Source organism: Luteimonas mephitis DSM 12574, from assembly GCF_000422305.1.
In the GTDB taxonomy this organism is placed as follows: Bacteria; Pseudomonadota; Gammaproteobacteria; order Xanthomonadales; family Xanthomonadaceae; genus Luteimonas; species Luteimonas mephitis.
On the sequence record NZ_KE383816.1, the window covers coordinates 651926 to 676503 of the forward strand.

16 protein-coding genes are annotated in these 24578 nt (G+C 71.9%); 3 read left to right on the top strand and 13 right to left on the bottom strand.

Going from position 1 to position 24578, the window contains the following annotated elements; genetic code table 11:
• The first annotated feature begins 130 nt into the window (after positions 1–130).
• Positions 131–1525: a DUF3667 domain-containing protein gene (locus H570_RS0113045; protein WP_027081124.1), complete on the top strand. Its 1395-nt coding sequence runs from the start codon at positions 131–133 to the stop codon at positions 1523–1525.
• A 189-nt stretch (positions 1526–1714) separates the two neighbouring features.
• Here the strand turns inward: H570_RS0113045 and H570_RS0113050 are convergent, their stop codons facing one another.
• A complete protein-coding gene (locus tag H570_RS0113050; RefSeq protein ID WP_051176385.1) occupies positions 1715–2353 on the bottom strand; it encodes a DUF3106 domain-containing protein in 639 nt (212 codons plus the stop codon).
• Positions 2343–3317 (bottom strand): hypothetical protein, encoded by a 975-nt coding sequence (locus H570_RS18340; protein WP_156899975.1) that lies wholly within the window; start codon positions 3315–3317, stop codon positions 2343–2345. Before H570_RS18340 ends, H570_RS0113050 begins: the two co-directional genes overlap by 11 nt.
• Before the next feature lie 432 nt (positions 3318–3749).
• On the opposite strand from H570_RS18340, the gene H570_RS0113060 reads away from it, so the two are divergent.
• Positions 3750–6038 carry a primosomal protein N' gene (locus tag H570_RS0113060; protein WP_027081126.1) on the top strand — a complete coding sequence of 763 codons (2289 nt, stop codon included), beginning with the start codon at positions 3750–3752 and terminating at the stop codon, positions 6036–6038.
• A gap of 20 nt (positions 6039–6058) precedes the next feature.
• On the opposite strand, the gene H570_RS0113065 is transcribed toward H570_RS0113060, so the two are convergent.
• Entirely contained in the window at positions 6059–6823 is a 765-nt protein-coding gene (locus H570_RS0113065) for an NYN domain-containing protein (protein ID WP_027081127.1), read from the bottom strand.
• A gap of 206 nt (positions 6824–7029) precedes the next feature.
• On the opposite strand from H570_RS0113065, the gene H570_RS0113070 reads away from it, so the two are divergent.
• Entirely contained in the window at positions 7030–8304 is a 1275-nt protein-coding gene (locus tag H570_RS0113070) for an NAD(P)/FAD-dependent oxidoreductase (protein ID WP_027081128.1), read from the top strand.
• A gap of 174 nt (positions 8305–8478) precedes the next feature.
• Here H570_RS0113070 and rpoH read toward each other — a convergent pair whose 3' ends face one another.
• The 10 genes from rpoH to rhlB all read right to left on the bottom strand — a co-directional run bounded on the left by rpoH (position 8479) and on the right by rhlB (position 24412).
• Positions 8479–9366, bottom strand: coding sequence for an RNA polymerase sigma factor RpoH (rpoH, locus tag H570_RS0113075; protein WP_156899976.1), 888 nt, complete (start codon positions 9364–9366; stop codon positions 8479–8481).
• A 370-nt stretch (positions 9367–9736) separates the two neighbouring features.
• A complete protein-coding gene (locus H570_RS19520) occupies positions 9737–14968 on the bottom strand; it encodes a YadA-like family protein (RefSeq protein ID WP_051176387.1) in 5232 nt (1743 codons plus the stop codon).
• Positions 14969–15124: 156 nt separating this feature from the next.
• The gene (locus tag H570_RS17585; RefSeq protein WP_036136100.1) at positions 15125–17590 is read right to left on the bottom strand and encodes a winged helix-turn-helix domain-containing protein; all 2466 of its coding nucleotides are present in this window, start codon (positions 17588–17590) and stop codon (positions 15125–15127) included.
• 269 nt (positions 17591–17859) lie between these two features.
• Positions 17860–18267, bottom strand: a complete 408-nt coding sequence (locus H570_RS0113090) for a DUF3037 domain-containing protein (RefSeq protein WP_027081130.1) — start codon at positions 18265–18267, stop codon at positions 17860–17862.
• Positions 18248–19021 carry a HipA family kinase gene (locus H570_RS19260; RefSeq protein WP_027081131.1) on the bottom strand — a complete coding sequence of 258 codons (774 nt, stop codon included), beginning with the start codon at positions 19019–19021 and terminating at the stop codon, positions 18248–18250. The genes H570_RS0113090 and H570_RS19260 overlap by 20 nt, the downstream gene beginning before the upstream one ends.
• Positions 19018–19725 carry a uracil-DNA glycosylase gene (gene ung / locus H570_RS0113100; RefSeq protein WP_036136103.1) on the bottom strand — a complete coding sequence of 236 codons (708 nt, stop codon included), beginning with the start codon at positions 19723–19725 and terminating at the stop codon, positions 19018–19020. The genes H570_RS19260 and ung overlap by 4 nt, the downstream gene beginning before the upstream one ends.
• 260 nt (positions 19726–19985) lie before the next feature.
• Positions 19986–20876 (bottom strand): response regulator, encoded by an 891-nt coding sequence (locus H570_RS0113105; RefSeq protein WP_051176388.1) that lies wholly within the window; start codon positions 20874–20876, stop codon positions 19986–19988.
• Positions 20873–21835, bottom strand: a complete 963-nt coding sequence (gene ftsX, locus H570_RS0113110) for a permease-like cell division protein FtsX (RefSeq protein WP_027081134.1) — start codon at positions 21833–21835, stop codon at positions 20873–20875. The genes H570_RS0113105 and ftsX overlap by 4 nt, the downstream gene beginning before the upstream one ends.
• Entirely contained in the window at positions 21828–22517 is a 690-nt protein-coding gene (gene ftsE, locus H570_RS0113115; protein ID WP_027081135.1) for a cell division ATP-binding protein FtsE, read from the bottom strand. Before ftsE ends, ftsX begins: the two co-directional genes overlap by 8 nt.
• Before the next feature lie 152 nt (positions 22518–22669).
• Positions 22670–24412, bottom strand: a complete 1743-nt coding sequence (gene rhlB, locus H570_RS0113120) for an ATP-dependent RNA helicase RhlB (RefSeq protein ID WP_027081136.1) — start codon at positions 24410–24412, stop codon at positions 22670–22672.
• Between the last annotated feature and the right edge of the window lie 166 nt (positions 24413–24578).

Consider the following 24578-nt stretch of genomic DNA (forward strand, 5'->3'; position numbering starts at 1 on the left):
CGTGTCGCGCGACTGCGGCCGCGCGCCGATCAGCTGTCGGACGCTGGCGCCGGGTTGCGGCAGGCGGCTATGTTACCGGGCTTCGGGGGAAGACCTGCGCGCCGCGATGGCAGCGCCAAAGGATCATCACATGCACGAGAACGACCACACGCCCGGCGCTGCGACGCCGACGCCGACGTCGACGCCGGCACCACCGCCGCTGCCCGCTTCGCAGGGACGCGGCAACTGCGGCAATTGCGGCTCGCCGCTGCTGGGCGAGTACTGCTATGCCTGCGGCCAGCCGATCAAGGGCCTGGTGCGCCACTTCTCCAGCATCGCCGGCGATTTCGCCGACACCGTGCTCAACTGGGATGCGCGGCTGCCGCGCACGCTGGGGCCGCTGCTGCTGCGGCCGGCCTTCCTCACCCGCGAGTACTTCTCCGGCCGCCGGGTGCGCTATGTCAGTCCGGTGCGGCTGTTCGTGACCCTGGCGATCGTCACCTTCTTCGTCGCGCAGCTGATGCTGAGCTTCGGCGACATCAACCTGGACGATGACAAGGGCCCGACCGACGCAAGCTTCTCGCAGGTGCAGACGGTCGACGAAGTCATCCGCCAGCGCGACAAGGCGCTTGCCGAACTGGCGCAGGCGCGCAACCCGGATGCCGAAGGCGTTCCGGGGGTCGATGTCGGATTCGGGATCGCCGAGAAGGCGATCCGCAACAGCGCCGAGGCGCGCATCCGCAAGCTCGAACGCCGCGCGGCGAAGGCAGCCGAGAAGGCCGCGCGGAAAGCGGCGACGCAGGCGCCGGCCTCCACCTCGCCGGTTTCCCCGTCGCCGGATGCGGCCGCAGCGGCCAGCGGATCGGCGCAGCGCGACGACGCCTCGACGCCGCCTCCCGCCGCCGCCGATGCCGCCTCGGCCCCAGCCGCGGGTGCAGATGCTGGCGCCGGTGCAAACACCGGGGCTGGCGCCGACAACGAAACCACCCTGTCCTTCAACGGCAGGGAGTGGGACCCGAAGACCAACCCGCTCACCGTGTCCTGGTGGCCGGACTTCGCCAACGACTGGCTCAATGCCCAGGTCGGGCGCGCGAGGACCAACATCATCCGCCTGCGCACCGACCAGGAGTTCCTCAAGGACAGCTTCCTCGGCGCGGTGCCGTCGACGCTGTTCATCCTGCTGCCGCTGTTCGCGCTGATGCTGAAGGTCGCCTACGTGTTCAAGCGACGGCTGTACATGGAACACCTGCTGGTGGCGCTGCACAGCCACGCCTTCATGTGCCTGGCGGTGCTGCTGATCTTCGCGACGATGGCACTGCAGCGCTGGCTGGCACCGGATCCGGGCGTACTGCACGGCCTGTTCAGCTGGATCGAAGGCTTGCTGTGGGCGTGGATGCCGCTGTACCTGCTGCTGATGCAGAAGCGAATCTACGGACAGGGCTGGACGATGACGCTGCTGAAATACTCGGTGCTCGGCTTCTGCTACGTGATGCTGCTGGGCTTCGGCGCCGCGTTCACCGCGATGTTCGCCGTGGTCTACGGGTAGCCGCGGCAATGCCCTGCGCTTGACGCGCAGGCGTCATCGCGTGCGCAGCTTCGCCCGCGCGTTCTCCCGGCGACGCGGGCGGCATCCCGGGACAAGCTCGCGGCCGAGACCGCGCCTGCGGCGGCATGGACGATGCAGTGCGCGCGCGGCGCAACCGGGCCTGCGCTCCGGGTAACCGCAGGCGCCGACCTACTGGCGCAAGCGGGCGCGCAGCCAGGCATCGCGCTGCGGCGCAGGCTGCGCCAGAAGCTCCGTGCGCAGGGCGTCGCGCGCCTGCGGCGGCGTGCGCTGCGCCAGCACCGCCAGGTCCGCGCGACCTTCCGGCGACAGCGCGCGCAGCGCTTCGAGCAGCGCCTCGCGCTGCGCGGGCGGTACCTGCGCGACCAGCGCGTGCAGCTTCGGGTAGATGGTTCCCAGGACCGGCCCGAGCAGCCAGCCGCGGCGCTCGCTGCCGTCCAGCGCGTCGTACTGCGTCCGCAGCGTCTGCTGCTGGTCCGGCGGCATCGCCGAAAATGCCGCCGCGGCGGCGCGCAACTGCTGGCGTTCGGCCTCGGGCAGCGCGCGCCACGCCTGCCAGGCTTCCCGCCGCTCGCGCTGCGCGGCCGGAACCTGGGCGTCCCACTGCGCGACCCGCTGTTCGAACGCCGCGCGCTGCGCCGGCGTCATCGCCGCCAGCACCGCGGCATGCCGCCTGAGTTCATCGCCGGTCGGCGCCGGCAGCGCCTGTGCTTTTTCAAGCAGGGCCGGCGGCAACGACTGGGCGACCGCGCCGGGCGCCAACACCAGTGCCAGCGCAAGGCATGCGCTGCGGAGGAAGTCAGAACACATCTTCGGTTTCCGTGGGTGCCTCGGCGTCCACCGGCGCGTCCGGCGCCGGGGTCGCGTCGTAGTCGGCGCCTTCCGTCGCCGTGGGCCCCTTGGCGCCCGCGGCAAGCCATGCGTAGAAGCCGGGATCGCGTGCGGCCGCTTCGTCGGTCGCATCGGCGAGCAGGTCGAAATCCGGATGGGTGAGCAGGGCGGCACGGGCGTCGAAGGTGGATTCGGGCGCCTGCGCGGGCGGCAGCGGGACGATCTCGATCCGCGACGTCGGTGAGCCATCGGCCTGGCCGTCGAACATCGGCAGGAAGGTGGCCGCGAACGCCAGCAGGCAGGCCGCGGCAGCCGCGACCATCGCCGGCCCCCGCCACGGCGCGGGTGCGTCGGGATCGCGCTTGCGTGCGGCGGCCGCCGGCAGGTCGAGGCGGCGGCCGTGCGCCGCGGCCTCGCGCATCCGCGCCAGCTGTGCCATGCGTTCGGCCGACAGGTCGCGCACCGCGTGCCGCGCCGCTTCGCCCAGCATCCGCCAGCCCGGCATGTCGGGCTGGCCGTCGTCGCCGTGCGGGAGCGCGCGCTGCAGTGCCAGCCGGTACGTCGGCCGGGCCACGCCGAGCACCGTCGCGGCCTCGGCCTCGGGCAGGCCGGCCACCAGCCGCAGCAGCAGCGCGGCGCGCGGGCCGCGGCCGATCCCGGCGAGATGGCCGAAACCGCTGCCCCAGGCGGGTGCCGCCGGCTGTTCGCGCAGCTCCGGCGTGGCCAGCAGCAGGGTCCAGAACTGGCGCGGCCAGTCCGACAGCGGGATCCTCGCCGCGGGCAGCCGGAACGCCCGCATCGCGGCGACCAGGGCGCGGTCGCCGGTCGCGGCGTCGCCGACCTGGAGCTGGGCGAAGACCGCGCCGCGGCGCTCGACGCCACGCAGGAAAGCCGTCAGGGCGGCCGGTGCCGAAGCGGCTTCGTGGACAGTGCGCGGCATCATGGGCTCGGTGTGATCGCCCCGCATCATAGCCGCCGCGCCGGCGCACCTGCCCCTTGACGAAACGGGAAAAATCGCCAAGGGCACGGCTATCGGCGAAATCGGTTGTGCACAGCGGTCATGGACTCGTCACAAAGCTTGACGGCGCCGCAACCCGTTCCCGCATGCATCGGTTGTTTCACGGGCAAGTCATTGATTTTACTAAAGGACTTCGGTTTGGCACTTTTTTGACCAAGTCGCCGATCCGGCTTGTTTTACCGTGCCGTTTGCCCCCAACCGGAACGCGATGCACAGACTTATCCACACGCGATGTGGATAAGGGGAAAACCCTATGTCCCGCGGCAACTTGCAGGGCATTGGTGGGAACGAACCGAGCTATCGCACGCAAACGCGCATCGGGAAGTGGCGGGCAGCGGCGACCGCTAGACTTCCACGATGCCCGCCGATGTTTCCGCCCTGCAGGTCGCCCTGCCGCTGCCGCTGCCGCGCCTGTTCGACTACCGCTCGCCAGAGGGGGTGGCGGCCACGCCGGCGCTGGCCGGATGCCGCGTGCGGGTGCCGTTCGGGCCGCGCGAGCTGGTCGGCGTGGTGGCCGGCGTGGCCGCGCCGGCCGGTGACGGGGCCGCCGGTGGCATGCCTGAACTGCGCGAGGCGCTCGCCTGCCTCGACGCCGAGCCGCTGCTGCGCGGCGAACTGTTCGATTCACTGCGCTGGCTGGCGCGCTACACCCATGCGCCGCTGGGCGAAGTGCTGGCCACTGCCCTGCCCGCCTCCCTGCGCCGAGGCGAGCCGCTGCCCGACACCCACGCCTGGGCGTGGCGGCTGACCGAAGCCGGCGCCACCAGCCTGCCTGGCCTGCGCGCCGGCAGCCGGCCGCGGCGGCTGGCCGAGCTGCTGCACGAAGCCGCGCGCGACGAAGATGCGCTCGACGGCCTGATGGACGACTGGCGCGCCGCGGCGCGCGCGCTGGCCAAGCGCGCGCTGGCCGAACGCATCGCCATCCCCGCCTCGCAGCTGGCACCCGCGCCGCAGCCCGGCCCCGAGCCCAACGACGAACAGGCCGAAGCCATCGCGACGCTCCGCGATACCGAGGGCTTCGCCGCGTTGCTGCTCGACGGCGTCACCGGCAGCGGCAAGACCGAGGTCTACCTGCAGGCCATCGCCGATTGCCTGGCGCGCGGCAGGCAGGCGCTGGTGCTGGTGCCTGAGATCGGCCTGACCCCCCAGCTGCTGTCACGCTTCCGCGCGCGCCTGGGCGTACCGGTGCACGCAACGCACTCGGGCTTGAACGACGGCGAACGCGCGCGCACTTGGGCCGCGGCGCTGCGCGGCGAGGCGCGGGTGGTGGTCGGCACGCGCTCGGCGGTGTTCACGCCGCTGCCCGAGGCCGGCCTGATCGTGATCGACGAAGAACACGACGGCAGCTACAAGCAGCAGGACGGCATCCGCTACCACGCGCGCGACTTCGCCCTGGTGCGCGGCAAGGCGCTGGGCGTGCCGGTGCTGCTGGGCAGCGCCACGCCGTCGCTCGAATCGCTGCACAACGCACGCGCCGGCCGCTACGCGCACCTGCGCCTGAGCCGCCGCGCGGGCGAGGCGAAGCCGCCGCGGGTGCGGGTGCTGGACGTGCGCAAGCGACCGCTCGACGCCGGCCTATCGGCGGAACTGCTCGACGCGGCCGGCAAGGCGCTCGATGCCGGCGGCCAGGTGCTGGTGTTCAAGAACCGCCGCGGCTACGCGCCGGTGCTGCTGTGCCACGACTGCGGCTGGAGCGCGCAGTGCAGGCGCTGCAGCACGCCGCTGCAGGGCACGCCGATGACGGTGCATGCCGGCGGCCGCCGCCTGCAGTGCCACCACTGCGGTGCGCGCCAACCGGTGCCGCTGGCCTGCCCCGACTGCGCGAGCCTGGCGCTGCAGCCGCAGGGCATCGGCACTGAGCGCATCGAGGAACTGCTGGCGCAGCGCTTCAATGCGGTGCCGGTGCTGCGCATCGACCGCGGCAGCACGCGCGGCAAGGACGCGCTGGGCAAGCACCTCGACGCCTTCGGCGCACGCGCCGGCGTGCTGATCGGCACCCAGATGCTGGCCAAGGGCCACGACCTGCCGAACCTCACGCTGGTGTGCGTGGTGGGGATCGACGAAGGCCTGTTCTCGGCTGATTTCCGCGCCGGCGAGAAACTCGCGCAGCTGCTGATCCAGGTCGCCGGTCGCGCCGGCCGCGCCGACAAACCCGGCGAGGTCCTGCTGCAGACCCACCACCCCGGGCATCCGCTGCTGCAGACGCTGATCGCCGGCGGCTACCACGCGTTTGCGGAAGAAGAGCTCGCCCAGCGCGAGGCCGCAGGCTTTCCGCCGTTCGCGCACCTGGCGCTGCTGCGCGCGGAGGCCAAGCACGCCGACGCGCCGATGCAGTTCCTGCAAGCGGCGAAGAACCTGCTGCTGCCTTTTGCGGCAGCACGGGAAAGGCTTGCCTCCCGCGCGGCACCGGACGACGCGCAGCCCTCACCCGACAACAGCAGGGAGACGTTGCTGGAACTGCACGGCCCGCTGTCCGCACCAATGCCGCGGCGCGCAGGCATGCATCGCGCGCAGCTGCTGGTGTCGGCCGCGAACCGTCGCGCGCTGCATGGCGCGCTCGATGCGGTGGTGCCTGCGCTGCACGCCCTGCCCGACGCACGCAAGGTGCGCTGGTCGCTGGACGTGGATCCGGTGGATCTGTATTAGCCGCGAACGCTGCGTTTCCTTCAGCCGGCCGCCTTCTTGCCCGCCCGCTTGCGCGGTGGCGCCGTCTTCTTCGCCCGCACCGACAGCGACTGCCCGTTCTTCTGCACCTCGAACAGCCCGGTCGCCTCGATCAGGTCGCTGAGCTTGCGGTAGCCGTAGTTGCGCGAATCGAACGAGCCCTGGTTGCTGATGTGGCTGCCGACCGCGCCCAGGTGCGACCAGCCGTCGTCGCCCTGCGCGGCGTCGACCGCGTTGCGCAGGATGCGCGCCAATGCGGCGTCGCCTTGCAGCTCGCGCGTGCTGCGCGCGCGTGGATTGGCGGCGCTGGCATCGCGCGTTCCTTCCGGCGCGCCGAGTTTCTCCAGGTACAGGAACACCGAGCACGCCTTGACGAAGGGCTCGGGCGTCTTTTCCTCGCCGAAACCGTAGACGGCCACGCCGTCGTTGCGCAGGCGCATCACCAGCGGGGTGAAGTCGGCGTCGCTGGAGACGATCGCGAAACCGTCCAGGTTGCGCGCGTACAGCAGGTCCATCGCGTCGATCACCATCGCCATGTCCGACGCGTTCTTGCCGGTGGAGTACGCGAACTGCTGGATCGGCCGGATCGCGTAGGTGTGCAGCACCTTCTCCCAGCCGTTCAAGTGCTGGCTCTTCCAGTTGCCGTAGGCGCGGCGCACGTTGGCCACGCCGTGGCGCGCGACTTCGGCGAGGATGACGTCGATCTTCGACGCCGGCGCGTTGTCGGCGTCGATCAGCAGCGCGATGCGTTTCTCGTTGTCGGGCATGGCCTGGTTCCAGCGGGCGGCGATGCGCCAAAGCCTAGCGCAACCGGCCCTGCGGTATCGCGAAGATGCCGCACAGGCGTCGACGGCATGGCAGGTGATCGACGGCGCCCGCTCGCGGCGGGCGGAACGCGCGCGCCGCCGCCACTGCATGCACCGTGACGCACGAAGCGTCATCATTCGCATGTTTCCCGCGACCACGAGGCCACATGGACAGTTCCCGGAGCCCGGGCGGCGACGCGCGCCCGCACGTCGTCGTCATCGGCGGCGGCTTCGCCGGCCTGTGGGCCACCCGCGCGCTGGCGAAGGCGCCGGTGCGCATCACCCTGGTCGACCGCGGCAACCACCACCTGTTCCAGCCGCTGCTGTACCAGGTCGCCACCGCCGGGCTGTCGGCGCCGGACATCGCCGCGCCGCTGCGCCACATCCTGCAGTGGCAGCGCAACGTCACCGTACTGATGGAAACGGTGGCCGGCATCGACACCGGTGCGCGCGAGGTGCGGCTCGAACGCGGCGAACCGCTGCGCTATGACATCCTGCTGCTGGCCAGCGGCGCCACCCACGCCTATTTCGGCCACGACGAGTGGGCCGCGCACGCGCCGGGACTGAAGACGCTCGACGACGCGCTGCACATCCGTCGCCGCATCCTGTCGGCGTTCGAGCGCGCGGAAGCGGAAACCGACCCGGCGGCGAAGCGCGCGCTGCTGACCTTCGCCATCGTCGGCGGCGGACCGACCGGCGTGGAGCTGGCCGGCACGCTCGCGGAGATCGCGCGGCACACGCTGAAGCGCGAGTTCCGCAACATCGAACCGCGCGACGCGCGCGTGATGCTGCTCGAAGCCGGGCCGCGGGTGCTGTCGACGTTCCCCGAATCACTGTCGGAGAAGGCGCGCCGGCAACTGCAGCAGCTTGGCGTGGAAGTCCGCACCGGCGTACCCGTGAACGCGATCGATGCCGATGGCGTGCTGCTCGGCGACGAGCGCATCGCCGCGCGCACCGTGCTGTGGGCCGCGGGCGTGGCCGCATCGCCGCTGGCGCGCGCGCTCGGCGTACCGCTCGACCGCGCCGGCCGCGTGCCGGTGGAAGCGGATCTGTCCGTGCCGGGCCTGCCGGACGTGTTCGTCGCCGGCGACCTCGCTTCGGTGCAACAAGGCGGCAAGCCGGTGCCCGGCGTTGCGCCCGCGGCCAAGCAGATGGGCCGCCACGTCGCCGCCGCGATCCGCGCGCGCATCGAAGGCAAGCCGGCACCGCCGTTCCGCTATCGCGACTACGGCAACCTCGCCACCATCGGCCGCATGGCCGCGGTGGTGCATCTGGGAAAACTGAAAATTTCCGGCGCGCTGGCGTGGTGGTTCTGGCTCACCGCGCACATCTTCTTCCTGATCGGATTCCGCAACCGGCTGGTGGTGATGCTCAACTGGACCTGGGCGTACTGGAGCTACCAGCGCGCGGCGCGGATCATCCTGGGCCGCGACGCGGATTGAGGGATACATCGATCCCGTAGGAGCGGCCCATGGCCGCGTGCTTTCGCGACGAACACCAGGAGCACGCGGCCATGGGCCGCTCCTGCGGGACAGCGCGCCTGGGCAGGATCGATTACAAAAGAAGCGGCCCGGTTGCCCGGGCCGTTTCGAATCAGCAGTCACCAGCCAGTGCACTCAGGCGGCAAACAGCGCCTTCATCTTCTTCAGCGCGTTGGCCTCGACCTGGCGGATGCGTTCGGCGGACACGCCGTACTCGTCGGCCAGTTCCTGCAGGGTGATCTTGTTCTCGTCGTCCAGCCAGCGGCGCTTGATGATGTCGCGCGAGCGTTCGTCCAGCTGGCCCAGCCCTTCGCGCAGCAGCTGTAGCTGGTGGTCTTCGCTGTCCATGCGCTCGTAGGCCTGCGAGGGGTCTTCCTCGCTGGTCATCAGGTACGCGGCCGGCGACGGCGGGGCGTGGTCGTCGTCCTCGTCGGCGGGAGCGTCGAAACCGATGTCGCGGCCGGACAGGCGCGACTCCATCTCCAGCACTTCACGCTCGGAAACATTGAGGTCGTTGGCCACGGCGGTGACTTCGGCGGCGTTCAACCAGCCCAGGCGGGTCTTGCTCTTGCGCAGGTTGAAGAACAGCTTACGCTGCGCCTTGGTGGTGGCGACCTTGACGATGCGCCAGTTCTTGAGGATGTACTCGTGCATCTCGGCGCGGATCCAGTGCACGGCAAAGCTCACCAGGCGCACGCCCACTTCGGGGTCGAAGCGCTTCACCGCCTTCATCAAGCCGATGTTGCCTTCCTGGATCAGGTCGCCGAGCGGCAGGCCGTAGCCGTTGTAGCCGCGCGCGACGTGCACGACGAAGCGCAAGTGCGAGTGCACCAGTTCGCGGGCCGCGTCGAGATCGTCTTCGTTGCGGAAGCGGTGCGCCAACGCCTGTTCGTCCTCGACGGAGAGCACCGGGATCTGGTGCACCGCGCCGATATAGGCATCCAGCGAGCCGATCGCGCTGGGCACGGGCAGATTGTTGGGGACGAGGGCCTGGTTGAGTGTGGTTGCGGTCATGGTCGTCATTTTAGCAGTGTCCATATGTGACTGCTAACTCGCGGGGAAGTTCCCAGCATTCCATTCATGGAACACGAACGCGGGTTGCCGTGGTTCTGGATCGGTGAAACGCGGATTCAGGCCGCTTCGGGACGGGAATCTGCCAGAACGAGCGTCCCGGACCTGTGAGCGCAGGGCCCGAGAGGTCCGCTCCGAAGCCGCATTCGACCTGCAGCCGGGCACAAGGTTCCCCGCCCCGCCGGCAAAAAGAACCCCGGGCGGACCCGGGGCGAAGGAAAACGGAACGTGGCCCGCGTCGCCGGTGGCCATGCCGGGAGAGGGCTGGCCGGACCGGCAGCGTGCGTCGCGCCGCCGGAAGGCGACGCGGGCCACGCAGGCGCTACAGGTCGATGCCGAAGCCGATGCCGGCCGAGGTGTCATCGCTGCTGAATGCACCGCCGATCGAGAACGACGCGCGTTCGCCGATCTGCTTCGAGTACCCCACCGACAGCGCGCTCTCGCCGTTCTGCCAGCCAGCGCCCACCGCCACCCGGCCGCGTTCGCTGCGGCCACCGGCGGCGTTCATCGCCATGTTCATCATCGCCGAGCTCATCGCCCCCATCCGGTCGATCCGCTTGTCCTGCTGGTTCAGCCGGTTGCCCAGGTTGTCGCTGAGCTGCTGGAACTGGTCGTCCAGCGCGGTGAACTTGCTGTCGGTGTAGGCATTGGCCGACGCCAGCGTCCTGGTCGCGGTGGTGTCGGTGTAGGCGTTGGCCGAATCGAGCGTCTCCTGGTCAAGCGCCGCCGGGTTGGGCGCCTGGGCCACGGGCGCCGCCTGGCCGCCGGTGGACGGACCGCCGGTGGACCGCGACGGGGTGCCGGTGGGTTCGGCGTCGCCGGCCGGGCCGGTATGTGCGTCATTGCCGGCGTCATTGCCTGCAACGCGGTCGTCGACCTGCCGGGCGCTGCCGCTGGAGGCGGTGGCCGGGGCCGACCCCGTTCCCGCATCGCCTTCCAGCGACCCGACACGGCCATCGATCTCGGTCACTTTGGCGTCCAGCGCGCTGAGCGCCGAGCCGACGTCGCCATAGCTGCCGCCCTGGATGACGTAGGTCGGTGCGGTGAACACGCCACCAGAGAAACCGGCCCCGCCGCCGAGCGCGGAGGCCGCGGCGCCGAGCTGGCCCATGTTCGCCACATCGGTCGCCTGCGTGCCAGCCGCCACGTTGACGATCTGGCGCTCGGCCCCCGCCGCGCCCACCGAGACGCTGTTGTCCCGGTCGGCCAACGACTGTGCACCGATGGCGATGCTGTTCCCGGCCGAGGCGTAGGCGCCGTAGCCGATCGCGGTGGATGCCGCGCCGGAGGCCCGGCTGCTGAAGCCGGCCGCAGTTGCGTAGTCACCGCTGGCCACGCTCTTGGCGCCGGTTGCCGTGCCACGGGTGCCGGTGGCTTGGGCGCTGTAGCCGGTCGCCGTCCCCGATACGCCGCTGGCCAGACTGCCCGCGCCGAGCGCGACCGCATTGGCCCCGCTGGCCGTTGCGCCCGCGCCGGCCGCCACCGCCCGGAGATCACCGACCGTGGCCGCGCCCGAACCGCTGGCCTTGAACGACTGCGCGGTCGCGCCGGCCGCTTCGGCCACCGCGTTGAGCTGGTCCAGGTTCACGGCATCCGTGCCCTCGGTGCCCGCGGCGACGTTGGTGATCTGGCGCGTGAGGCCGCGTTGCGCCGATCCCACCGACACCGCGTTGGCGCGGGTGGCGTCGGACAGCGCGCCCAGCGCGACCGAATTGTCCGCCGCCGCGGACGCTTCCGGCCCGAGCGCCAGGCTCGATGCGCCGGTGGCGAAGCTCAGCGTGCCGAGCGCGACCGCGTGGTCGCCGATCGCGAAGCCACCGCCGACCGCGATCGCGTAGGCACCCTGCGCCTTGGCGCCGGCGCCGATCGCGGTCGCGGTCTGCCCGGACGCCTCCGCGCCCTTGCCGATCGCGGTGCCGTAACTGCCGGCGAAGGTGTTGCGGCCGACCGCGGTGGCGCTGTCGCCAAGGGCATTGCCGCCCACCGACACCGCCATCTCGCCACCGGCGTAGGCGCTGCTGCCCACCGCCACCGAGGCGTATTCGAGCGCGTTGGCGCCGTTGCCGATCGCAGTGCTCTCCTGCCCGGCGGCGATGGTGGCGAACCGCTCCAGCTCGCCGGTATTGCCGTTCCACACGTAGGCGTAGCCGCCCAGCGCGGTCGAGCCCGCGCCCGTCGCCTGGCTGCCGGCACCGTACGCGGTTGCGTCGGCGGCGCTCGCGAGGCTGTCCAGGCCGGTCGCCGTGGTGTACTCGGCGAGTGCGTTGGCACCGCTGCCGAAGGCCGACGCGCCGTAGCCGATCGCGCTGGCCGCTTCGCCGGCCGCCGTGGCGTTGGCGCCTTCGACATACGCTCCGACGCTGTCGGCGTCCGGGTCGTCGCTGGCCTTGAAGAAGTAGTCGGTATTGTCCGCGGTCTTGGCCACCTCCTGCAGCTGCGCGAGGTTCACCGCGTCGGTGTCCTCGGTGCCGGCGGCGACGTTGGTGATCTGGCGGTCGAACGGCGCCACGCCGCTGGTCGGGTCGACGACCGAGCTGCCGACCGAGACCGTGTTGGCGCGGTCGGCCACCGACCAGGCGCCGAGCGCGACGCTGTTCTCGGCGAGCGCGTCGCTCTCGTAGCCAAGGCCGGTGGCGTAGTCGACGCGGGCGCGCGCCTGGCGGCCGAACGCGCTCGCGCCCCAGCCGGCGGTGCCGGACATCTGCCCGACCGCGGTGTTCTCGTCGCCGTAGGCGATGCCACCCACCGAGACGCTGCGCGCGCCGTCGGCCTCGGCCCAGGTGCCGATCACGGTGCTGAACACACCGCGTGCCCGCGCCTGCTGGCCGATCGCCACGCTCCAGTCGCCGCGCGCGGTGCTGGCCGCACCGATCGCCACCGAGCTTTCGCCGCTGGCCTCGGACACCGCGCCCACCGCGACCGAGCCATAGCTGGTCGCGCGCGCGGCCACGCCGATCGCAGTCGACTCCTGCCCCGAGGCTTCGGTCGACCAGACCTGCTCTTCACCGGTCTGGCCGTCGTACACGATCATCTGCCCGCCGATCGCGGTCGCACTCTGGCCGGTGGCCTGGCTGCCGACGCCGTAGGCCGTGGCCCACTGCGCGCTGGCGAGGCTGCCGTAGCCGCCGGCGGTCGCCATGTCGGCAAGTGCCATGGCGCTGCTGCCCAGCGCCGAGGCGCCGCTGCCGATCGCGCTGGCCGCCTCGCCGGCCGCGGTGGCGTTGATTCCTTCGACATAGGCGCCCGCGCCGTCGCTGTCCGGGTCGTCGCTGGCCTTGAAGAAGTGATCGGTGTTGTCCGCCGTCTTCGCGACCTCCTGCAGCTGCGCGAGGTTCACCGCGTCGGTGTCCTCGGTGCCCGCCGCGACGTGGGTGATCTGGCGTTCGCGGCCTGCACCGCCAATCGAGACGCTATTGGCGCGATCAGCCAGGGAGCCCGCGCCGAGGGCGATGCTGTCTTCGGCTTCCACCCGGCTGCCCACGCCGAGCGCGACTCCGCTGTTGCCGACGACGGCCGAACCGGTGCCGATGGCGACGCCGTGAGTGGCGGTCACGCTGGTCGCGTAGCCGAGCGCAACGCCGTAGTCGCCGTCGACCACGCTGCGGCTGCCGATCGCGGTTGCGTAGTCCGCGCCAACCACGCTGATCGCCCCCAGCGCCATCGCCATGTGGCCTTCCACGGCCGCGCCCGCGCCCAGCGCGGTGGTCAGCGCGCCGTTGGCGTAGGCAGCCGGGCCGAAGGCGCTCGCGCCCAGGCCCGCCGCCGTGGTGCCGGTGAGATAACCGCTCGGGAATGCGCCGCCGCTCTGGAACAGCACGATGTCGCCGGGACTGCCGACTGCGACCGAATAGTCGCCGCTGGTGTTGCTGCCGTAGCCGTAGGCGGATGAACCCACGCCCGCGGCCTGCGCATAGCCGCCGCTGGCGGTGCCCAGGTCGCCGGCGCTGCTGCGGTAGCCCGCCGCCGTGGCTTGCACGCCGGTAGCGGCGGATTCGACGCCGAACGCGCTGGCGTACTCGCCGCTCGCCGACGCGCCTGCGCCGGCGGCGATGGTCCAGGTGCCGGTCGCGCTGGCGCCGGCGCCCACGGCGGTGGCGTCCTCGCCGGAAGCGAGCGTGCGGCTTTCGACGACGTTGCCGTTCCCGTCGTCGGCGCTGCGCGTGCCCCCCAGGGCCACGCTCGATTCGCCGCTGGCCTCGGCACTGCTGCCGTAGGCGGACGCATCGACGCCACTGGCCACGGCGCCGTAGCCGCTGGCGGTGGCGAATTCGCCAACCGCGACCGCGCCGCTGCCCAGCGCCGAGGCGCCCATGCCCAGCGCGCTGCTGCTGGCGCCGATGGCGGTGGTGTAGTCGCCTTCGGCGAGCGCGTCCGAGCCCAGCGACGTGCTGTCCTCGCCCAGGGCCGCGCTCTGGAAGCCGCTGGCGGTGCTGCCCGCGCCGTCGGCGACGCTCAGCGCGCCGCTGGCGGTGGCGTGCTCGCCGTTGGCCTGCGTGCCGGCACCCACGGCGGTGGCGCCCTCGCCGTCCGCCACGGTCCTGACCAGTTCGTTTGTCGCCGGGTCTAGGAAGTAGGCGCCGCCGAGCGCGGTGCCGTTGGCACCGTTGACCTGGCTGCCCGCACCCAGCGCAGTGGCTCCCCGCGCGGCCGCGCCGGCATTGGTGCCGATCGCGATGGCGTAATCGGCAAGTGCCGCCGACTGGTCGCCGATGGCGACGCTCTCGATGCCGGCCGCTTCGCTGATGAAGCCCAGCGCGACCGCCAATTCGCCGCTGGCGGTGGCGCCGATCCCGCCGGCCAGTGTGTTGGTGCCGACGGCAGCGGCGCTGGTTCCGAGCGCGGTGCCGCCGCTGCCGGAGGCCAGCGACAGATTGCCGATCGCGGTGGCATCGGAGGCGGTGGCGCGTGCGGTGGGGCCGACCGCGGTGGCGAACTCGCCGCTGCCCTTGGCGCCGGCGCCGACCGCAACGGCCTGGGTCCCGGAGGCGACGGTCTTTTCGAACCGCGCGAACCCGTTGTAGGCGCCGCCGATGGCAACGCTGCTGCTGCCGGTGGCTTCGGCCATGCCGCCCACCGCGACCGCGGCGAAGTCCGAGGCGATGCTCTGCTGGCCGATCGCGACGCCCCACTCGCCGCTCGCGGCGGCCTGCACGCCGGCGGCGAGCGCGCGCGAACCGGCGGCGACGCTGTCCGAGCCGATCGCCACGGCGCCGCCGGCGGTCGCCTGCGCGTCCTCGCCGATGACGTCATCGACGTTGGCTGCGAAGAAATGGTCGGCATCGCCGGCGGCACGGCGCGGCGGCAGCTTGCTGCCGCGATCCGGGAGCGGTTCGATCGTCGCCGTGGCGCAGTCGTCGCGGGCCGGCTGGCTGGCGTCCCGGCGAATCTCCTGGCGGTTGTCGGCTTGCGCCGCGCGGCAGGCGTCTTCGGCGGGCGCGGGCGCAGCGGGCAGCGAAGGCGGTGTCGCGCGGGTTGCCTGCGACGCGGGGGATTGGGCCAGGACAGGCTGCGACAGGACCAACAGCAGTGCGGCGTACAGCGGCGTACGGATCATCGTGTCTTCCCTCGAAGTGGAACGTCAGGGGCCTGCGGGGGCAGGCGGGCTGGAAATGCATGACAGCCAGCGGAGGCTGGGCGGCGCCTGGCGCGCTGTCATTCCAGTTGTTTGACGATCCTGTTTCCGGGAGATTTCCTCAGCTCGATCAGCTGCTTACAGGGCAGCGGCCGGGTCGGGCGGCAGCGGCGCGAGCAGTTCGGGCGGGATCGGCCGCTCGCCGGCCAGCGTCCGTGCACGCGCCACGGCCGCCTCCCACTGCCCGTGCTGGCCGAGTTGGGCGTACAGCGCCACCTGCAGCAGCGCCAGCCCGAAGTCCTGCTCGGCCCAGGGCGTGGCGCGTCCGGCGAGGCCGCCGGCCTCCGCGATCTGGCCGCGTGCCAGCCGCCAGCGGGCGTACGCCTCGACGGCCGCGGCGATCTCCACCGGGATTGCGCGCTGCTCGGCCAGTGCGAGCGCGGCCCGATAGTCCGGTTCGCCGGCAGCGCCGGCCTGCAGCGCGCGCAGCAGCCGCAGCGGAACGACGGCGCCGGCCCGCGCGGCATCGGCCGGCAGCGCGTCGGCGGGCATCGCGTCGACGAGTCGCAGGTCGAGCGCCTGCGCGGACTGCGCGCGCCGCAGTTGCATCCAGGCGCGCAGGTGCGGGCGGCGGGCCGGCGGCCAGTCGGCGAGCGCGGCATCGGCGATCCGCACCACCGCGCGCGGGTCGCCGGCCTGGCGCGCCAGCTCCATGCGCAGGTAGTCGCGGCGCTTGTAGTCGCCGGGGACCACGCGCGCGGCCTCGGGCATCGCCAGCAGCTTGCCGGCCTCGGCCAGCCGGCCGACGGCCAGCAGCGCCTCGGCGCGGCCGAGCAGGATGTTGGCGCGCTGGGCCGGGTCGCGGACCCGCGGCAGCAGCGCCCAGGCGCGGTCGCTTTCGGCCAGCGCGGCCTCGGGCTTGAGCAGCTGCAGCCGCGCGGTGAGCAGCATGCCGCTGATCCCGGCCAGCTCGTTGACCGCGCCCATCGATTCGAAATCGCGCGCGGCCTTCTCGAAGTAGCCCACCGCCTGCACCGGGCGCTCGCGGTCCATTTCCAGGTTGCCGAGATTGGCGTCCACCCGCGCCACCGCGAGCGCATCACCCGCGCGCAGCAGTTGCACCCGCGCGCGGCCGAGGTCGGCCAGCGCCTGCTCGAAGCGCCCCTGCGAGGAACGCGTCACTCCGCGGCCGTTGAGCGCGCGGCCCAGTTCGGCCGGCGCGGCGGCGCGTTCGAGCAGGGCGATCGCTTGGTCGTAGCTGCGCTCGGCCTCGGCGTAGCGGTCGAGGCGGATCAGCATCGCGCCGTGCGAACTGAGCAGGCGCGCGCGGAACATCGGGTCGGCACGCGCGGCCTGGCTGCCGAGCAGTTCGTCCAAAGTGGCCAGCCCGCGCTGGTACTCGCCAGCGCGGAAGTCCACCTGCGCCAGCCGGTAACGCAGCTGCGGGCGCGCGCGCTGCAGTTCCGGCGCGTCGTTGAGGATCCTGCGCGCGGTGTCGAGTTCGTTGGCCAGCATCGCCGACTGGGCGCGCTGCAGGCGTTCGTCCAGGCCGGGTTCGGGCTCACCCGCGGCGACGACCGCATCGCCGCCGAGCGCCGCCAGCAGCCGGTCACCGGCAACGCGGGTGGCTTCGAGCAGGTCGCCGGCCTGCGCCTGGCCGCGCTGCACCAGGCCGTGGCGATCGGTCGCGAGCAGGCGCACGGTCCAGCGGCCGTCGTCGCCGCTGGCCCGGCTTTCGACGATCCAGTCCACGCGCGCGGCGCGGCGCAGCTGCTGCACGTCGGGCGCCTGCGCGGCGTCACCGGCGTCGCGCAGGAGGCTGAGCGTGGTGTCGCTCGACAGCGCCGGCAGGCCGCCACGGCGGATCCGGTCGGCGAGGTAGTCCATCAGCCCGAGCCGCGCCCAGGCCACGTTGCCCGGCCCTTCGACGCGCGTGGGCAACACCATGATCGCGCGCTGCGCCGTCGCGCCGGCCACCGCCGGGGCGGGCGCGGGCAGCGTGCGCCGCTGCCAGGCGAACGTCGCGACCACGGCCGTTAGCACCAGCGCCGCGACGGCCAGCATCGCGAACGACCGGTGGCGGGCCAGGCGCGGCGCGGGCGCGGCGAAGGAAGCGGCCGGCGCGACGTGCGCGCCCTGCGGCGCAGCGGCCAGCGGCGACGTGGACGACGGCATCGGCGTTGCCGGCGCCGCGGGTTGCCCCTGGATCGCGGCGGCATCGACGACCGGCATCGTGGGGACCGACGGGGAATCCGCCTCCGGCGCGGCGGGCACTGCCGGCGCGTGCTCGACCGTGGTCTGCGCGACCCAGCGGAAGCCGAAGCGCGGCACCGTGCGGATCATCCGCTGTTCGTGGCCGTCGTCGCCGATCGCGCGCCGGCTGCGCAGGATGATCTGGGCGAGCTGCGCATCGGACACATCGCTGCGCGAGAACACCGCGCCGGCGAGCTCGTCGCGATCGACGGCGCGCTCGCGGTGCTCGATCAGGTGCACCAGGCACTCGAACACCCGCGCCGGCAGCGCCACCGCGGCATCGTCGTGCAGCAACTCGCGCTTGGCCAGGTCCAGCACGTGGCGGCCGAAGCGATAACGCACGTTCGTCATGGGATCAGGATGCGGGATCTGGCCAGCGCGCGCATGGGCCGGACATCATGCAGGAGCCGGCGCCGGGCGTGGAATCGGCCTGCCCGGGGTTCCGTCCGTCGCGCGGGCGGCGGGATTCGCCGGTGTTCGCGCACACCGGCCGGGAACAGCCGGGACAGCGCTCGTTTCGAGCACGGCGATGCGCTCTTCCCGACGGCGGAACTGACTGTTCCATGCAGCCGGCCATGCCGGCGTGCGCCGCGGTGTCCGGCCTCACGGGCCGGCGTTGCTCAGGGGTTTCCTGTTCCGTTTCCGGCCACCCGCACCATTCGATCGAGCAGCCCGTCGAGGACCGCCGCCGGATCGGCGCTGCGCCCGGTGTGCACGGGCGACATCTGGATGATCGAACTGCGCCGTGCAGTGAGCCAGTGGAAGCGCGCGCGCGGCGGCAGCGCGCCGATCGGGCCGCTGCCGGGGCCGCCGCGGCAGATGATGGCGATCGCTTCGAGGTGGGCGCGCAGGGTGTCGAGGTCGATGCGCGGGTCGAGTGCGCGCACCCGTGCGGCGTCCAGTTCGATCCCGGCTTCGAGCAGGCCGGTCGTCTGGCACGACACCACCACGCCGACGTTGACGAACTCCTCGCGCTCGACCCGCGGCACCACGCGGATCACCGCATAGTCATAGATGGCCGTGGGCACGCAGCGCCTCCCCGAGGAATGCCTCGCGCTGCCGCAGCCGCGCGCAGAAGTGTTCGACGTAGGCGCGGCGATGCGCACCGGCGTCGGCGAACGCGGGCTCGCCGGCCAGCCATGCGTCGGGCACCAGCGCGACGATGCGTTCGATGTCGTCGTCGCCGATGCGCGTCGACAGCGCGGCATCGGCCTCGCGCAGGCGGCTGGCCAGCGGCAGCAGCACGTGCTGGGCGATGTGGGTGAACGGCGACGCGGCCGCCTGCGCGGCGCTGGCCCAGTCGTGGTGGAAGTACAGCGCGGCGCCGTGGTCGATCAGGTGCAGCTTGCGGTGCCACATCAGCAGGTTGGTGTTGCGCGCGGTGCGGTCGACGTTGCTGGTGAAGGCGTCGAACCACACGATCGACGAGGCGAGCAGCGCATCGGGCTGCTCGACCAGCGGATCGAAGTTGATCGCACCGGGCAGGTAGTCGAGGCCGACGTTGAGCCCGCCGCTGGCGCGGATCAGGTCCTGGATCTCGGGGTCGGGCTCGGTGCGGGCGAGGTCGGGGTCGAGATCGAGCAGCACGATTTCCGGGATCGGCAGGCCGAGCAGGCGCGCGAGTTCCCCGGCGATCACTTCCGCGACCAGCGCCTTCGCGCCCTGCCCGGCACCACGGAACTTCATCACGTACATGCCGTCGTCGTCGGCCTCCACCACCGCCGGCAGCGAGCCGCCCTCGCGCAGCGGGGTGACGTAGCGGGTGGCAGCGACCGTCCTCATGCGGCATCCAGCTGCGCGCGCGGCGGCAGCGACCAGTCGATCGGCGTCTTGCCGTTGCGCGACAGGTAGTCGTTGGCGGCGGAAAAATGCCCGCTGCCGAGGAAGCCGCGATGCGCCGACAGCGGCGAGGGATGCGTGGTCCTGAGCACACGATGGCGACGCGTGTCGATCACCTTGCCCTTGGCCTGAGCGTAGGCGCCCCAGAGCAGGAACACCAGGCCTTCGCGTTCGCGGTTGAGGCTGTCGACGACGTGGTCGGTGAATCCTTCCCAGCCCTTGCCCTGGTGCGAACCGGCGCGGCCTTCCTCGACCGTGAGCACCGAGTTGAGCAGCAGCACGCCGCGCCGCGCCCAGGGCACCAGGTAGCCGTGGTCGGGGCGGGCAATGCCAAGGTCGCGCTGGATTTCCTTGAACATGTTGTCCAGCGACGGCGGCACCGGCACGCCGGGCAGCACCGAGAAGCACAGCCCGTGCGCCTGGCCGGCGCCGTGGTAAGGGTCCTGGCCGAGGATCACGACATCCACTGCGTCGAACGGCGTGGCATCGAACGCGGCGAAGATCTGCCGCGCCGGCGGGAAGATCCGCGCGCCGGCGGCATGCCGCTCGCGCAGGAACCGCGACAGCGCCTGCATGTCGTCGCGCTGCAGGTACTCGCCGACGCGCGCCTTCCAGGAGGCTTCGAGCTTGATGTGGTCGTCGGGCATGGGAATCGGGAATCGGGAATCGGGAATCGGGAATCGGGAATCGGGAAGAGCATGCGGCCCCTGCTCTTTCATGTCATCCCCGGCGCGGCGCGGAACGCTTGCGGTTCTTCTCCCGACTGTGGGGAGGCAGGCCCACGGCAATGCGCCTGCCACCTTTTGCACGGCGACTGCGGCGACCCGTTGGCTCCCGCCTCCGCTTCGCGTGGTCGAAGGCCCGGTGGAAGCGGCCGGCCGCGTGGCGGCAACGAAGTCGCGGCGCCCTAGCGGCTCCCGCTTCCCGCTTCCCGATTTCCGTCATGCAGTCCCGCCAACCGCAGCTGGAACAGCGTCTTGGTCACCAGCAGCCGCTCTTCGATCGGCTTGAGCACCAGGTCGTTGGCGCCCTCGCGCAGCAGGGTGGACTGGTTGACGCGGTTGAAGTCGCCGGTCATCACCAGCACCGGCAAACGGCGCTTGCCGTACCCGAATTCATTGCGGATCGCGGCCAGCAGGTCATGCCCGCTCAGCTCGCCCTTCAGGTAGACGTCGGTCAGCACCAGGTCGGCACCCGGCGCATCGTCCGTGGCGGCGTGCGCATGCAGGAACTCCAGCGCGTCCTCCACGCTGGGCACGTGCGTCACCCGCAGCTGCTGGGCCTGCAGCATGCGCGTGGTGGCGATCGCCACGGTGCGGCTGTCCTCGACGTACAGGACGTGCGCTCCGGGAATGGATTCGGGCTGCACGTATCCACGGATGAACGCGGCCAGCGCCTGGTGGCCGTGTGCCTTGTCGAAATAATCGGTGACGTCCTCGGTGAAGCGGCGCGCTTCCAGGTGCGCCTGCGCGTCGCCCGACACCACGATCACCGGCACGTAGCGCTGGCCGGTGGCCTGGCGCACCGATTGCGCCAGCTGCAGGCCATCGCCGTCTGGCAGCACCAGTGCAGTGGTCACCAGGTCCACCGGCGCGGCATCCAGCGCGGCGCGCGCCTCTTCGAGCCCGCTGCAGCCGACGACCTCGACGTCGGCCAGTTCCTTGTGCAGCACGTCGCCGATCAGCCTGCGCACCAGCTTCGAACCGTCGACCACCATCACCCGCGGCGCGGCGCTGGCGACATGGCGCAGGTCGTGGCTCTTTTTCTCCCGCGGCACGTTGTCGCCGGGTCCGCTCATGTCTCGGTCGGCCGCGTCTGCCGCAGGTAGTGGCCGGTGACGACGCCGGCGCCGAGCCAGCCGAGCACCGTGGCGCCGGCCAGGACCGCCAGCGCGAGCGGCGGCGTGAAACCGCTGAGTTCGAAGTGGCTGCCGTAGCTGGCGGCCAGTTCCGCGAGCGGTGCGCGCAGCGCATGTGCTGCGGCGGCCAGCAGCCCCAGCGCGATCGCACCGGCGGCGATGCCGTACCACGCGCCGAGATACAGGAATGGCCGGCGGATGAAGCCGTCGGTGGCACCGAGCAGCTGCAGCACGCCGATCTCCTCGCGCCGCGACTGGATGTCGAGCCGCACCGTGTTGCCCACCACCAGCAGTGCGCCGAGGCCGAGCAGGAACGCGAGCACCCAGGCCACGCGGCCGCCGAAGCGCAGCCAGCCGTCGAGGCGCTCGCGCCACTGGTTGTCGTGCTGCACCAGTTCGGCCTCCGGCAACTGCTCCAGGCCCGCGACGAGCAGGGCTTCGTCGCCCGCGGGAGTCACCACCAGCACGTAGGGCAGCGGATTGCCGCCGGCGGCGTCGAGCGCGGCTGCCGGCACGCCCTTGTCGCGCAGCGACTGCAGGCCCTGCTCCGGCGTGCGCAGTTCCACCTTGCCGACATTGCGACGCGCGCGCAGCAATTCGACCAGCGCATTGGCGCGCGCGGCGTCGACATCCTGCTCCAGGAATACGCTGATCTCGCGCGACTGCTGCACGCTGCCGGAGAAGCGCTCGACGTTGCCCAGCACCAGCCACAGGCCCAGCGGCAGCGCCAGCGCCACCGCCATCACCCCGACGGTGAGCGCGGTCGCCCACGGCTTGCGCAGCACCCGGCCGAGGCTGGCGACGAAGCTGTAGACGTGGTGGTCGAACCACGTGCCCAGCCCGGACCGACGCGACTGCGGCTGCGGCCGCGCGCTGGCGATTTCGGCGCGCTCATTCATCGGCCAGGTCCTCCGGCGGGATGTCGTCGGCGAGCACGCCGTGGTCGAGCACCAACACGCGCTTCTTCATGCGCTTGACCAGGCCAAGGTCGTGGCTGGCGACCAGCACGCTGGTGCCGCGCTCGGGCAGCGAGGCGAACAGCGCCATGATCTCCGCCGACAGCGTCGGGTCGAGGTTGCCGGTCGGCTCGTCGGCCACCAGCAGGCGCGGCTCCGACACCACCGCGCGGGCGATGCCGACGCGCTGCTGTTCGCCGGCGGACAGCTGCGTGGGCAGCGCGCGCTCGCGTTCGCCCAGGCCGAGCCGCTCGAGCATCGAGCGCACGCGCCGGCCGATCTCGCCGCGCTTCATCCCGCGCAGGATCAGCGGCAGCGCGATGTTGTCGAACACGCTGCGGTCGGTGAGCAGGCGATGGTCCTGGAACACCACGCCGACATCGCGCCGGTGCAGCGCGACACGACGGCCGCGCACCTTCGCCAGGTTGCGCTCGGCGAGCAGCACCGCGCCGCGGCTGGGCCGCTCGGACAGGTGGATCAGCTTGAGCAGCGTGCTCTTGCCGGCGCCCGAATGGCCGGTGACGAACAGCATCTCGCCGTCGGCAACCTCGAAACTCACGTCCGAAAGCGCGGCGTGGCCGCCCGGATACTGCTTGCTGACGTTGTCGAAGCGCAGGACGCTCATGGGAAGCCGGGAATGGGGGTCGGGGAACGGGGATTCGGAAGTGCAGTGACTCCCCGGCCGATTATGACCCGGCCAACATGCACTATCACCCTATCCGGCAAGGAACGCCGGCATGCGCGCCCCGTGCTCTCGAATCCCCGGATCCCGGCGCTTCACTGCTGCGTGTGCGGCGTCCGCGTGACCAGCTTGCGCAGGCCGCGGCCAATGCGCGAGATCAGCGACGACGGTTGCGCATCCCTTGCGTCGGGCGACGGCTGCGCGGGTTTGCCCGGCGTACGCGCAGGCGTGGCCTTGACCTGGCGCGGGCCGGCCGGCGCTGCGGGCGTGGAGGCCTGGTTGCCGTTGCTCGCAGGCTGGGTCGCCTCGCCACCCTCGACACGGCGGCCGCCGCGACGGCGACGACGCTTGCGCGGCGCCTGCGCGGGATCGGCAGCGCTATTGGACGCAGCCGGCGCGCTGCCGCTCCGCACAACCGCTGGCGCGTCGGCTGCCGGTTCGCTCGCGGCACCCTGGCCGGCCTCGGCGCGGCGCGGCGGCCGCGGACCGCGTTCGCGCTGGCCTTCGCCGGCGCCGCTGCGGCCACTGCTGCGGCCGCGCGGCTTGATCCCGCGGCGCGCGTCCTCGGCCGCGCGCTGCTCGCGCGCCTCGCGGAAGATCTCGCCGACGCTCTCGCCCTCGGCGGCCTGGGCCTCGACGCCTTCGCGCGGCTTGCGCGGCAGCGCGACCAGCAGGTCTTCGGTGACCGGCTCGGACGGGATCTTCTGCTCGATGTAGGCCTCGATGTCCGGCAGCCCCATCGCGTAGCGCTCGCAGGCGAAGCTGATCGCGTCGCCCTCGGCGCCCAGCCGCGCGGTGCGGCCGATGCGGTGCACGTAGTCCTCGGCGTCGAACGGCAGGTCATAGTTGTAGACGTACGCCACGCCGTCGATGTGCAGGCCGCGCGCGGCCACGTCGGTGGCGACCAGGATCTCGAGCTGCCCGGCCTGGAACTTCTTCAGCAGCGACTCGCGCTTCTTCTGCGGCACGTCACCGCTGAGCACGCCGACGCGGTAGCCGGCCCGCTCCAGCGCGCGCGCAACGCGCTCGACGAAGACCTTGGTGTTGACGAAGATCATCGTCCGCGCGCCTTCGCTGCGCGACAGCAGGCCGAGCAGCAGCGGCAGCTTCTCCTCGTCGGACGGGTAGTAGAGCTTCTGTCGCACGCGCGCGGCGGTGATCGTCTCGGACTCGACGACGATCTTCTCCGGTTCGTTCATGTGCTCGTAGGCCAGTTCCAGCACGCGGTGGCTGAGGGTGGCCGAGAACAGCATCGTCTGGCGCGCGGTGCGCGCGGGCATGCGCCGCAGCAGGAAGCGGATGTCCTTGATGAAGCCCAGGTCGAACATGCGGTCGGCCTCGTCCAGAACGCACACCTCGCAGGCGTGCAGCGACACGACCTTGTGCTGCTTGACGTAGTCGATCAGGCGACCGGGCGTTGCGATGATGACGTCGGCGCCTTCCTGCAGGATCTGGCGCTGTTTGTCGTAGTCGACGCCGCCGTAGACCAGGGCGAACTTCAGGCCCAGCTCGGAGCCGAGCTTCACCGCGTCCTTGTGGATCTGGATCGCGAGCTCCCGGGTCGGCGCCAGGATCAGCGCGCGCGGGTCCTCGGGCTTGCGGTCGGCCAGCGCCGGGCTGGTCAGCAGCCGGTTGACCACCGTGACCAGGAACGCCAGCGTCTTGCCGGTGCCGGTCTGCGCCTGGCCGGCGACGTCGCGCCCGGCCAGGGTGATCGGCAGGGTCAGCGCCTGGATCGGCGTGCAGCGGGTGAATCCTGCGGATTCGAGGCCGGCCTGCAGCGCCGGATGCAGCTCGAACGAGGAGAAGGTGATGTCGGTAAGGGGCTTGTCGCTCATGCGTCAGATAGGGTCCGCGCGGCAATGCGCGCTTGCGTGGGATGCGGTGGCCGAGCAGACTGCCGGCACCGGAAGGGAGTGCGGTCGCGGCCCCGAACGGTCCCCGTGCGGGCCATGGGCGTGTCCTTGAATCGACCGCGAATCGCCCCAGTTTATCAGCTAACCG

Bases quoted from the DNA above. Each gene is read 5' to 3' on its own strand.
- H570_RS0113045 (WP_027081124.1), top strand. From the start codon at position 131: ATGCACGAGAACGACCACACGCCCGGCGCTGCGACGCCGACGCCGACG.
- H570_RS0113050 (WP_051176385.1), bottom strand. From the start codon at position 2,353: ATGTGTTCTGACTTCCTCCGCAGCGCATGCCTTGCGCTGGCACTGGTG.
- H570_RS18340 (WP_156899975.1), bottom strand. From the start codon at position 3,317: ATGATGCCGCGCACTGTCCACGAAGCCGCTTCGGCACCGGCCGCCCTG.
- H570_RS0113060 (WP_027081126.1), top strand. From the start codon at position 3,750: ATGCCCGCCGATGTTTCCGCCCTGCAGGTCGCCCTGCCGCTGCCGCTG.
- H570_RS0113065 (WP_027081127.1), bottom strand. From the start codon at position 6,823: ATGCCCGACAACGAGAAACGCATCGCGCTGCTGATCGACGCCGACAAC.
- H570_RS0113070 (WP_027081128.1), top strand. From the start codon at position 7,030: ATGGACAGTTCCCGGAGCCCGGGCGGCGACGCGCGCCCGCACGTCGTC.
- rpoH (WP_156899976.1), bottom strand. From the start codon at position 9,366: ATGACGACCATGACCGCAACCACACTCAACCAGGCCCTCGTCCCCAAC.
- H570_RS19520 (WP_051176387.1), bottom strand. From the start codon at position 14,968: ATGATCCGTACGCCGCTGTACGCCGCACTGCTGTTGGTCCTGTCGCAG.
- H570_RS17585 (WP_036136100.1), bottom strand. From the start codon at position 17,590: ATGACGAACGTGCGTTATCGCTTCGGCCGCCACGTGCTGGACCTGGCC.
- H570_RS19260 (WP_027081131.1), bottom strand. From the start codon at position 19,021: ATGAGGACGGTCGCTGCCACCCGCTACGTCACCCCGCTGCGCGAGGGC.
- ung (WP_036136103.1), bottom strand. From the start codon at position 19,725: ATGCCCGACGACCACATCAAGCTCGAAGCCTCCTGGAAGGCGCGCGTC.
- H570_RS0113105 (WP_051176388.1), bottom strand. From the start codon at position 20,876: ATGAGCGGACCCGGCGACAACGTGCCGCGGGAGAAAAAGAGCCACGAC.
- ftsX (WP_027081134.1), bottom strand. From the start codon at position 21,835: ATGAATGAGCGCGCCGAAATCGCCAGCGCGCGGCCGCAGCCGCAGTCG.
- ftsE (WP_027081135.1), bottom strand. From the start codon at position 22,517: ATGAGCGTCCTGCGCTTCGACAACGTCAGCAAGCAGTATCCGGGCGGC.
- rhlB (WP_027081136.1), bottom strand. From the start codon at position 24,412: ATGAGCGACAAGCCCCTTACCGACATCACCTTCTCCTCGTTCGAGCTG.